7 protein-coding genes and 5 pseudogenes are annotated in these 11232 nt (G+C 68.1%); 9 read left to right on the top strand and 3 right to left on the bottom strand.

Translation table 11 applies throughout. The features are described 5' to 3' along the window. Window positions 1–96: 96 nt before the first annotated feature. The 3 genes and pseudogenes from ACZ5SK_RS48090 to ACZ5SK_RS48080 all read left to right on the top strand — a co-directional run. Window positions 97–1029 (top strand): annotated as a pseudogene (locus ACZ5SK_RS48090) (IS701 family transposase); the annotation flags it as partial. A 281-nt stretch (window positions 1030–1310) separates the two neighbouring features. Further along, window positions 1311–1952, top strand: a complete 642-nt coding sequence (locus tag ACZ5SK_RS48085) for a hypothetical protein (RefSeq protein WP_457495999.1) — start codon at window positions 1311–1313, stop codon at window positions 1950–1952. 539 nt (window positions 1953–2491) lie between these two features. Then, window positions 2492–3016, top strand: coding sequence for a hypothetical protein (locus ACZ5SK_RS48080; RefSeq protein WP_334581543.1), 525 nt, complete (start codon window positions 2492–2494; stop codon window positions 3014–3016). A 3-nt stretch (window positions 3017–3019) separates the two neighbouring features. On the opposite strand, the pseudogene ACZ5SK_RS48075 reads toward ACZ5SK_RS48080, so the two are convergent. Further along, a pseudogene (locus ACZ5SK_RS48075) lies at window positions 3020–3463 on the bottom strand (transposase); the annotation flags it as partial. Window positions 3464–3744: 281 nt separating this feature from the next. Between ACZ5SK_RS48075 and ACZ5SK_RS48070 the strand changes: the two are divergent. From ACZ5SK_RS48070 to ACZ5SK_RS48050, 5 genes and pseudogenes are all read left to right on the top strand, one after another. Continuing rightward, window positions 3745–4251, top strand: coding sequence for a glycoside hydrolase family protein (locus ACZ5SK_RS48070; RefSeq protein WP_334581544.1), 507 nt, complete (start codon window positions 3745–3747; stop codon window positions 4249–4251). A gap of 91 nt (window positions 4252–4342) precedes the next feature. Further along, entirely contained in the window at window positions 4343–5110 is a 768-nt protein-coding gene (locus tag ACZ5SK_RS48065; protein WP_334581545.1) for a hypothetical protein, read from the top strand. A gap of 138 nt (window positions 5111–5248) precedes the next feature. Continuing rightward, a pseudogene (locus ACZ5SK_RS48060) lies at window positions 5249–5604 on the top strand (transposase); the annotation flags it as partial. A gap of 600 nt (window positions 5605–6204) precedes the next feature. Beyond that, window positions 6205–6447 (top strand): hypothetical protein, encoded by a 243-nt coding sequence (locus ACZ5SK_RS48055; protein ID WP_334583860.1) that lies wholly within the window; start codon window positions 6205–6207, stop codon window positions 6445–6447. Window positions 6448–6607: 160 nt separating this feature from the next. Next, the gene (locus ACZ5SK_RS48050; RefSeq protein WP_334581546.1) at window positions 6608–7114 is read left to right on the top strand and encodes a hypothetical protein; all 507 of its coding nucleotides are present in this window, start codon (window positions 6608–6610) and stop codon (window positions 7112–7114) included. A 23-nt stretch (window positions 7115–7137) separates the two neighbouring features. Here the strand turns inward: ACZ5SK_RS48050 and ACZ5SK_RS48045 are convergent. After that, a pseudogene (locus tag ACZ5SK_RS48045) lies at window positions 7138–8313 on the bottom strand (NF041680 family putative transposase); the annotation flags it as partial. A 79-nt stretch (window positions 8314–8392) separates the two neighbouring features. Here ACZ5SK_RS48045 and ACZ5SK_RS48040 point away from each other — a divergent pair. Next, a complete protein-coding gene (locus ACZ5SK_RS48040; RefSeq protein ID WP_334581547.1) occupies window positions 8393–9643 on the top strand; it encodes an IS701 family transposase in 1251 nt (416 codons plus the stop codon). 917 nt (window positions 9644–10560) lie between these two features. Here ACZ5SK_RS48040 and ACZ5SK_RS48035 read toward each other — a convergent pair. After that, window positions 10561–10915, bottom strand: a pseudogene (locus tag ACZ5SK_RS48035) (bile acid:sodium symporter family protein); the annotation flags it as partial. Between the last annotated feature and the right edge of the window lie 317 nt (window positions 10916–11232).

Here is an 11232-nt window from a genome sequence, read left to right as displayed (position 1 = left end):
AAACGCTCGACTGGGAAACCCCAGCCGAGCGCCTCGCTAAGCTCCTCACAACAGCCTCATGACCAGCGGCGTTGCCACGACCCCTTGAATTCGCCGTACTGCGGGGCCTTGGGAAAGAGGGCGAACTGCCAGGTCGCGGTCAGCGTCCACGCCGCGACCGATACCGCGTCCTGCCCGCTGCAATGGCGCCTGTTCCTGCCCCAGGAGTGGGCGTCGGACCCCGTTCGCCGGGGCCTGGCCCGCATCCCGGCGGACGTCACGCACCGCGAGAAGTGGCGCCTCGCCCTGGACATGCTCGACACGCTCGCCGGCTGGGGCATGACGCCTCCGGTCGTGGTGGCCGACGCCGCCTACGGCACGAACGCGCATCTGCGGGCCGCACTGGCCGAGCGCGGAATCGACTACGTGCTGTCTGTCCGAGCGGATGTGACCGCCCACGCCTTCGACGTCCAGCCCGTGGCCCCGGAACGCAACGGGCCGATCGGCTGCTGGCCCCAGCCCCGCTACCGACACGCCGCGCCCTCGGTGGCAGCCTTGGCCACCGACCTCGGGCACGAGGCATTCACCCCTGTGACCTGGCGCAATGGATCGCGAGGAGAGTTATCCTCCCGCTTCGCCGCCCTGCGTGTCCGCCCCGCGGGCAAGGCCGTCGAACGGCCGGTCCGGGCCGCCGCCTCAGCCGGGCAGGGCTGGTGGGACGGGGTCCTGCCCGACTGCTGGCTGCTGGTCGAATGGCACGCCGACGCCGAGGCGCCGACCGATTACTGGCTGTCCAACCTGTCGGCCGACACCCCGGTCACCGACCTGGTCCGTCTGGCCATCCGCTGGCGCATCGAGCACGACTACCGCGAACTCAAGCACGGCCTGGGCCTGGACCACTTCGAAGGCCGGTCCTGGCCCGGCTGGCACCACCACGTCACCCTCGTGACCGCCGCCCACGCCTTCCTCACCGAACAGCGCCTGGCCCCAAAAGTGCCCGGTCCGGCCTCACCCTCTACCAGGTCCTCGACACCCTCCAGGGCGTCCTGAGGTGCTGGACCGGCATCTGCACCACCTGCCACCAACCCCTGCCCAGCCGGTCACACCCAAGGCCAAGATCCAGACAGACCTAACGGAGTCCTACTAGTTGGCACCTGAGCACGTTAGTTGGCCCGCACGATGGCAACCGGTTCGCCCTGAGCAGGGTGTTTTCCGGATTCTCGGCGGTTCGTGGTGTGTCGGGAGTGCTCTGGATGCCCGGCAGCCGGCCGTCGGGGGCGGTAGGGGAAGGCATGATCGAGTCTCTGGGGATTCGATGGTGGGGGTGTGGTGTGGAGGATTGGCGGACCGATCCGACGTTCGCGATGTGCCGTGCGCTGGTGGACGGAGCGGATCTGGCCTCGTTCGTGGGAGGCGCCTTCGATGTGCGGGCGGTGGTGGCCGGCATCCGGCCCGAGACAAAGCGCGGGTTCCGCCTGGACGCTGTCCCGTGGGGAAACTTCCCGTACGGCGACGATGCCCGGGAGGCCGTTCACCTGCTGCACGCCGGCGACAGGCCCGCTCGCCGCACGACGGGCCTGCTGGGCGGCCTGTGTGCCAACGACAGCCGGGCTGCAGCCGCCCTTGCCGTACCGTTTCTGATCCCCATCGCCACAGATATCCACCACCCACGCCGTGCCGACGCCCTCGGCGTACTTTCCGCCCCGGCCCGCGCCCGGCACTTCGGCGTTGCCTCCCGCGCGGAATTCCTTCTCCACCGCACCGACCCGCGGCGCCACGCCCTCGACGACTACGACGACTACGGCGTGGAGGTGACCGGCTACCCCGCAGGCTGGTCGGTAGCCGCCGCCCGAGCCGCGATCACCACCGAAACGCCGGTACTCCTGACTCTTCTCGACGACCCCGACCCCGCCATCCGCATCGATGCCGCCTACGCTCTGGCCACCGCCGCCGACCCCGAGCGCACGGTCTGAACAGCCTTCGCCACCAGGCTCGCCACGGAGCACGACGCCATAGTCAGCGCCGCCCTGCTCCTCGCAGCCGCCGAGACCACCCGCGCCGACGCGCAGCCGCCGATCGCCTCGTGGATCCGCGAGCGGTGGCAGGACCGGGCACAGGCCCCCGAAGCCCGGCTGGCCGCAGCGATCGGCTGGCTCTGCCTCACTGACGAGCCCGCCCCCGCAGATCTCCGCCACACTTTTGACGTTCTCGCCACCGACGAACGCGCGCAGGCCATGGAGGCCCTGCCGTGGATGACTGCCGCCGCCGGGTCAGGTGAACTGGGACTCCTGCGCTGCGTTCGCCGCATGTTCCACCCCGAACAGCCCGAACCGGACGATGACCCCTGGGCCGGCCTGCTCTGAGCAACGCGTGACCAGTCGCGGCCCTCGGTCATGCCGCCCGCGTTGTGCATCGAAGTTGTCCACCGGTGCCAAGTAGCGTGCACGGTCACAGGCAGCTGTGACTGATTCCCAATGATGGTTGTCAAGCAGCGGGACGTAGGCTGCGGCTCATGCAATCGTTGATCGCTGCCGTCCGTGGGCAGGAAGAAGCTGCCCGTTTTCTCGCTTGGCCGGGTGACTTCGACCTTGACCGAGGCGATCATGTCGAGGAAGTGCACCTCGCCTCGGGTGCCGCGCTTGAGGGGTTCGCCGGCGATGGTGCGGGCGGCACGTTCTTCTTCTGCGGTGAAGGCGGAGAGGAGCGTCCGATCCTCTACGCCGACTCCGAAGGAGGTGCGGCTCTGGTTGCCATCGGCCTGCACGAGCTGGTGCGGCTGCTGCTGGTCGTCCCGTGGTGGCAAGGCTGCCAGGCGTTCACGGACGAGGAGAGTCGCGAGCTTGAGGCTGAGTATCTGGAGGACATGCCGGACCTCGCGGCCAGAAGGGACCGTGCTGCCGCAGCCCTTGGCCTCGATCTTCCGGGTCAGGCCGAGGTCCTGGCTCGCTTGAGGGAGATGGCCACTCGGCTGGGGGAAGACTTCGTTTTGATCTACACGCCGGAGGGACACCCCTACGAGCCGCTCTTCACGGTCTGAGGCTCAGGCAGCGGCGAGACCCTGCTGGGGAGGCTGAGCCTCGAAGGTGCGCTGATCGCGTATGAGGGCCCATAGGACGTCGAGGCGTCGCCGAGCGAGGGCGAGGATCGCCTGTTTATGACTCTTTCCCTCGGCCCGTTTGCGGTCGTAGAAGGTCTTCGAGGTCAGGCGGAAGCGGGCTGCGATCTGGGCGGATAGGTAGAAAACGCGCAGGAGGCGGCGGTGGTAGCGGTGCGGTCGGTGCATGTTGCCGTTGATCCGGCCTGAGTCTCGTGGGACAGGTGCCAGACCAGCGACTCCGGCGAGTCTGCCCGCGGTCTCGAAGGCGTCCATGTCCCCGCCGGTGCAAGCGACGAACTCCGCCCCCAGTAACGGGCCCATGCCAGGCATGCTGAGGATCACCTCGGCATCCCGGTGCTCTTGGAAGCGTGCCGCGATCTTTGCATCCGGGCCCCTTCACGCTCTCCGCAGCGACGACGAAAAGGCCCGGATGAAACTCACCATCGACACCGACAAGCTCGCCGACGCCGCCCAGTGGGCACTGCGCGCCGGTGTCGAGAGGCGATCGTGTCGGCCGGGTTTCCCGTGGCTCGGGGAACGCACCCGAACCCGAACCCGTGGGGATCTACGCAGTTTTACGGATGTCGGCTGACCACGGCCTCAGCGATGGTGAGTTCCACCCGGCGGGACGCCGTCTTCGGTGCCCAAAACACTTCAGGGAGGAACTCATGCTTGACGCTCTCGCCGAGGCATTCGCGGACGAGCAGCACTACGCTCCTCTCGCGGCGATAGCGGACCCGGGCCCGCGCTTCCCCACCAGCCGGGTGCCGGCAGGCTGGTGGGGAACGGACCAGGAGATCACCCGCATGTCGTGCCTGAGGGAAGCCGGTCTGCACGCCGGACTCGCCGGACCGGCGTACTTCCTCGCCGACCACGCCGAACTGGCCGGTGGCGAGACCCGCCGCCACGACGTGGTCCGGACCGCCACCGGCCTGCTGAAGTACGCCATCCCGCACACTCATGGCGTCCTCGTCCTCGGCAAAGGTTCGCACCGCTTCAGCGCCGATTTGTACCAGCGGAGGGGCCGGGGTGGTGTTTGGCGCAGCACCGCGTCCTGCACGCTCCGGGTGACGAGCTGTTCACCTTGGACAGCGTCGCGCAGCCCCCGCTGCCGCTGTCATGACGTCAGAACGCCCGATTCGCCACACACAGAAAGAGCAGGTGATCGCATATGAAACGGACGTGGTGGATTGCGGGACGGGCGAAGGGCGAGTGGCTGTGAGTCCGGTGATCGCAGACCGGTGGAGGTCGGCCGTCCGGCCGGGGGTGGACGGCCACCTCCGGGACATCCTCTGGCCCGCGTCCTTCCCGAATGCGCCCCGGGCCCGTGTCTATGCGCACGCGCTTGCCGCGCTGGTGGTCGTCACGGCGGTGTGCGCGACGTTCAGCGGCTTCTACTGGGCTGACGACCCCCAGGTCAGCGAGTACCGCACGGGCCTGCGAGGGGTGGCGCTGGCAATGGCAGTGCCAGCGCTGGGGATGGCAGTTCCGCTGCTGCTGATGTGCGTCCTGCTGGCCGGCGCCCTGCGGACCTGGCCCAGGGCGCCGCACCGGGCGCTGCCCGCTGTGGCCTGGACAGCGATGCTCGCGACCTTCCTGTGGTCGTGGTGGCGGCGTGACGGGCATGGAAACATGGGCGTGGCGGTGCTGCTGGTCCTGACGTGCGCCCTGCTCGCCTGGATTCTGCTGGCTGGCGGGGTGCAGTATCCGGTGCTGGCAGCCGTGGCCTGGATGTCATCGGCGCTCATGACCTTCCTGGTGCTGCTGTTCACCTCGTTGACGAACGACAGCGACTACTGCACGGCGAACGAGGCCGTGCATCCGGTGTCGGCGAATGTGGTGCTCCTGTGCGTGTTGGCGGCACTGGCCGCCGGATCCTTGGCGGGGTGGGTCGCGTGGCTGCTCTCGCGTCGCAGGGTGCGGCCGTTGGTGCTGTACGCAATATGGCTCGCCACGATCGCCGTGACAGTCGTACTGACCCTGGCACCGCCGCTCCATGCGGCTCAGACCTGCGGCCCGTCCGGGATCGGCTGAGCTTGTTCTTTTTCTTCCGGCCTCGAATGGCGTCTCGAACTGGGTTGCTCACCTGGGGATTCTTTGGACATGGGGGCGGCCTTCATCTGGTCATGTGCTCCGACCAAGGTGCACGTGACCAAGACGAAGGCCGTGAGGGTGAGTCTGCTGGCAGATGCTGTCCGGGGGAGGCGTTCGCGGATGCGTCACGCTTCCGGGGCGAGTTCTACGAGTGTCTGACCGCTTGGCGCGACGAGTTGTTCGAACTCACCGACGCGGTGCTGTGTGCGGACGGTGCGGTGAGGTCGCCGGTGGATTTGACGCTGTCGCCCGAGCACCGTCGTGGGCACGGAGCGATGTACGGAGGTTTGAACCACGGCCGCATCGACGTCGGTCGGCTGCGGGCGGTGCTGGCTGGCCTGTCGTTGCCGCGGTTCGACGGCGGGCGCCTGGTCCTGGTGGTCGATGTGTCGCCGTGGCTCCGCTCGGACGCGCCGTGCTCGGCGGAACACCTGCAAGGTCGACCTCTACACACACATCGACAGCACCAGCGGCACCGCCGCCCTCACCGGCTACTTCACCGGCGACGCCACCCTCACCGGAGACCAGACCCACACCCCGCGGTCCAGCGCGGTCCGCGCCCTGGACACCCTCTCCAGCATCGCCCACACCAACCTGACCAGCACCGGCACCGTCGCCGCCGGCACCAACTTCACCCTTCAGATCACCGGCCAGAACGGCGTCCCCAGCACCGCCACCGTCGTCGCCGTCAACCTCTCCGCCGCCGACGCCACCGGCAGGGGCTATCTCCAGACCTACGCCACCGGATCGCCCCCACCGCCGACACCAGCCTCAGCTTCAACAGCGGCAACGCCATCGCCTCACTGCCGGGTGACGTCCCCATCGGCACCATCACCATCTCCGTCCACGGCAGCGCCACCGCCGTCCTCGCTGACATCTCCGGCTACTACACGACCAGCACCACCGGCCAGAAATTCCACACCATCAACCCCACCCGCCTGGTTGACACCCGCAGCGGAATCGGCGGAAGCTCCAGCGCCATCGCCGCCAACAGCACCTACACGCTGACCTCTAGCACCACACAGCAGGTCACCATGGCCACCACACCGACGCTCGCCGCCATGCTCACCGTCACTGATACCACCTCAGGCGGCTACGCCATCGCGTACCCCACCAGCACCGGCAAACCCGCCACCAGCAACCTCAACTGGGGCACCGGCGACACCCTAGCCAACCTCACCCTCACCCCCACCGACAGCAGCGGACAGATCAGCATCTACAACAACAGCTCCATCCCAGTCGACTTCGTCGTCGACTGCAGCGGCTACTACATCTGACCCGACCCGAACCCTGGACCGAAGGGCCGGACCCAAGTGCCACTTGGGTCCGGCCCTTCGGCACTCCCCTGAGTGTCATCAGCGAGGCCTTTCTTCACAGGCACTCAACCTTGAGATTTATCCCGTAGGAGCCTTCGTGCTTGGCTCGCATACTGATCTGATGAGTCCGATCTCCACGCACCATCGGTTCCGGGACCCACGCAGCACGAAGTACGACTTCCTCGAGTCTGTCCTCGTGTGCTGTCCCGGTTGCGAGATGGTCGCACACGTCGGGTCACCACCAGGCCCGGCCGGAGTGCACGACCGGGGTCTTTTCGCTCCAAGGCGTCTCGTCTGCCGGAACTGCGGAACGGTGAAGGAATGGAGCCGTGGGCGTGTGACCTTGCCCAGGGACCGGCACGAGTCGGCCACAGATCCGTACTTCGGCGTCCGTCTGTGGCTGCAGGCGGAGACCCGGCACGGGTGGGTATGGGCCTACAACCTGGAACACCTGGACCTGATCAGGCGTTTCGTGCAGGCACCGCTACGCGAAGGGGTTCCCTGGCACGAAAAGAGCCGAAGGATGACCGTGGTGGCCCGCCTGCCCGCATGGATACAGCAAGCCAAGAACCGCGACGAGGTACTGCGGGCCATCGCTCGCATCCACGCCTCACTGCTTCGCACCTGACTCTGGAACACCGAGCTTGTCGCTCATCCCGTGACGCGTCTGGGCTTGGTGCCCTTCTTGTGATGGCTGGGGCGTGCGTACGCTTGGCCGGTTTTGAGGACCAGGCCGACGTTCTGAATGGTGGCCAGTCTGCGGTTCTTCGCGCCGGGCGGGCGGCCGGGGCCGGGCTTGGTGGGTTTGGGTGCACGGGCTGGCAGAGGGCACTTCATGCGGAGGTTCTTGAACCCCCGTCTCACTCGGGCCGGGGTGAGCTTGTTCGGCAGGGCCGGCCGTTCCCAGGGGCGGCGGAGATCGGTGACCAGGACGCGGACGAGGCGGAGTTGGGTATGGGCTGCGATGATCAGCCAGGTCCATCGGTCGGCGGCCTCGGGGTCGCGGAGCTTGGGGCGGGTCCAGCCGAGCGTCTGCTTGATCATTCTGAAGGTGTGTTCAAGATCGAATCTCCGCAGGAACGCGTGCCAGAGCCGGTCGACATCCGTCTCGCTCGCCCCGGTGCCCGACCACCACAGCCAGACCGGCTTCGGCTCCGCGCCGTTGGGCAGACAGTCGACCTTGAGCCGGATCACGGTGCCCTCGATGATCGGCAGCTCGTCCCGGTGGGTGAGCCAGGCCGCGCGTCGGGTCAGTCTCGGGTGGAGCCGGTCGAAAGCGGTGGCCAACGCGGTGCCGTATCGCTCCGTCTCCGTGACCGTGCGGACATCGGGCTCGCCCCAGGTGTCCGGCTGGCCGAAGACGAACTCGCCGCCGTGTTTGGGCGGCCGGCCGCCCTTCGGATCGTAGATCCTCTGCGGCGTGGGCCGGCGCATCACCCGGTCCGACCGGAGCCTGCCCAGCAGCTCAAGGGGTAGGTCCGTCAGGAGGAACGACAGCCGCTGAACGTCGTATCCGGCGTCCAGGACCAGGAGGATGTCCGGGTCACCGGGCTTCCACTGGCCGGCGGCGACCAGGCGCTCGACGACCTCGCGGACCTGGACGGCGGTAACCGCCGCAACGTCGGCACCCGGCTCCAGCCGGACCGCGTCCAGCAACGCGGTCCAAGAAGTGCGGCCCACCTCCAGTGCCGCGACGATCGAGTACGGCCAGCCCGGGATCATCCGGTGCTCGTTCTTGCCCCGGCCATACGTGTGGCAGAACGAGCGGTCTGGTGAGGTGTTCGCGTCCGGCCGCAGCCACGGGCTGACATCCGCCGCGAGCACTAGCAGGGCTTGGTCATCTTCACTTGTGCATGCGTGTCTACTGCCTTATCGGCGTCGTTGGAATGGTGTGACACCTGAGGAGATGGCGTCGGTCCGGGAGGACTTGGAGGCGTTCGCGGCGGAGTTGTTCGACGGGTTCTTCCGTGCGGATCAGCGGCGGTGGGGGCAGGCGTATGTGCGGGGCCTGCTGCTCGACGGGCGGCGCAAGTCGGTGGAGCCGATGGCGGCCCGTCTGGGCGAGGACGGCAATCGGCAGGCGCTGGCCCACTTCATCACCTCCAGCCCGTGGGATCCGGCGCATGTGCGGGCCCGGCTGGCCTGGAGGATGCAGGATGCGATCGGTGCGGAGGCGTTGATCGTCGACGACACTGGGTTCCTCAAGGACGGCGACTCCTCGGCGTGTGTGTCGCGGCAGTACACCGGCACCGCGGGCAAGGTCACCAAATGCCAGGTGGGTGTCTCCCTGCACCTGACCCGCGAGCACGCCTCGGCTGCGGTGAACTGGCGGCTGTTCCTGCCTGCGTCGTGGGATCCTGCCTCGGCGGAGGCCGATGTGGACAAGGTCGCCCGCCGCGGCCGCTGCGGGATTCCCGCCCAGGTGGGGCACGTGGAAAAGTGGCAGCTGGCCCTGGACATGATCGATGAGACGCGATCGTGGGGTATCGATATCCCGCTCGTCGTCGCGGACGCCGGATACGGCGATGCCACCGCCTTCCGCCACGGGCTGGAGGAGCGCAAGTTGCCCTATGTGGTGGGGATTTCCTCTCGCCATACCGCCCAGAGCGCCGACACCCGGCCTGTCCAGCCCGCCTATGCGGGCACCGGCCGGCCACCGAAAAAGCAGCACGCCGAGCCTGCCCAGACCGTGAAGCACTTGGTCATCGCGGCCGGGAAGGCGGCCGCACGACCGGTGTCCTGGCGGGAAGGCTCCCGACCGGGCAAGGGCCAAAATGGCTTCAAACGCATGTACTCGCGGTTCGTCGCCCTGCGGATCCGCCCCGCCGGACGCGGCATCCGCAAGGCCAGTGACGGTCCGGAACTGCCCGAGCGGTGGCTGCTGGCCGAATGGCCCGCCGACGAGAGCGAGCCGGCGCAGTTCTGGCTGTCCGACCTGCCGTCTGGGATGCCGCTGGCCACGCTGGTGCGGCTGGCCAAACTGCGCTGGCGCATCGAGCACGACTACCGCGAAATGAAACAGGCCCTGGGCCTGGCCCACTTCGAAGGCCGCACCTGGGGCGGCTGGCACCACCACGTCACCCTCGTCTCCGCCGCCCACGCCTTCTGCACCCTGCAACGACTGGCCCGCCACCCAAAAGACGCGGCGCAGGTCTGAGCCTCTACCAGGTCGTCCGTGAACTGCAAACACTCCTCGCCACCTGGGCCGGCGCCTGCCCCACCCGCCACTGCGACATACCCACGCAATTACGAACCTGACCAAGCCCTACTAGGGCCAATGCCGTTGCTTTACGTGGTTGAGGGTTGGGGTCGTTGGATGCTGACTGCTCGGGTGCCGGTGTGGGTGGGTTGGGGCCAGGTGTGGTGTTCGGCGCGTTTCAGCAGCTAGTTGGACATCTTGAGCTTGACGACGCGGGGCTGGCTGCGCAGGCGTCTGCGTGGCAGGAGGCGTTCGAGCAGGTCGTGTTGGAGCAGGACAAGGGCTCTGACCAGCAGCTCAGGGGGAAAAACTGCCCGGCGTGACGGTCACGCTGCGCCGGGCGGAGCGCAGGGTTTCGGTGAAGGAGATCCGGTCGGCGTCCAGGCCCCCGGTGGCCGCGGTTCTCACCATCAGCTCACGGCAGCGCGTGATGGACCAGCAGGTGGGCTCAGATCTGCTGCAGGACACCGTCAGGCGTCTTGCTCGTGAGCACGACGTGCGACCCGCGTTGATGGGTCTTGAGCTCGGCGAAGACTGCCTCCGCCTCCCAGCGTTCCTGATAGACCGCAGCCGCAGGGCGAGCCGCCCGCACCGGAACTGGTCAGGCCCGCGGGCACACCGGCGGCGGGCCGGGAACGGGCATCGGTCTGGCTCTCGCCCGGGACCTGGCCGTCTCCGTCGGCGGCAGGCTCTCCCTGACCCGCGGCCGACCAGCCACCTTTACGCTGCTCGTGCCAGTCGACCAGAACGAGGCAGGACCGGCACCTGGACGAGATGGCGGAGGGGCACCACCAAACTCACATCACCCGCATCCTGGCCAAGCTGCATTTTCGGGACCGGGACCGGGACCGGGTGCGGACACGGGCCGCGACTGTTCACACACGTGAGGCCGCGGCGACGACCCGGCTCGCGGCCACCTTCTGCATCAGCCCGTAGGCGAGCACGGGCAGGAGCAGATGCGGCTTGTCGGGCAGCGTGGCGGTGATCAGCACCGCGCTGGCGCTGCTGTTGTTCATGCCGCAGGCGAGCGTGAGCGACAAGGAGGAGGGGGCGTCCAGGCGCAGCAGGTGTGCGGCGGTCCGGCCCAGCAGAAAAGGAGAGCAGGCAGACGAGCGCCGCCACGGCCAGTGCCGCGCCGAACAGCAGCGGGCGCGGATGTGCGAGGAAGGGCCCCAGGGCGCCACTGGCGTTGACGTACGTCAGGACCAATGATCCGACGAGGGCCACGGGCGTGATCACGCGCAGCGCGCGGCCCCGCCACGCCGACGAGTGCGAAGCTGCCGTGGGCCGTGTGCCCGGTCGTGGTGAGCGTGTCCGCGGATGCGGGGCGTCTTGCCTCCGATGCCGACGGGCAGCGTCGTCGCGCTCTCCAACTGCCGTACGACCTTTCCCTACATGGCACAGGGAGTGGGGGCCTCCCGGGTGACTGTCACCCGGGAGGCCCCGTGTGTGGGCGAATTCAAGGGGTCGTGGCAACGCCGCTGGTCATGAGGCTGTTGTGAGGAGCTTAGCGAGGCGCTCGGCTGGGGTTTCCCAGTCGAGCGTTT

Source organism: Streptomyces sp. NPDC031474, from assembly GCF_055581185.1.
Note: the sequence above shows the minus strand (reverse complement) of the source record. Positions and strands in the feature narration are given on the sequence as shown.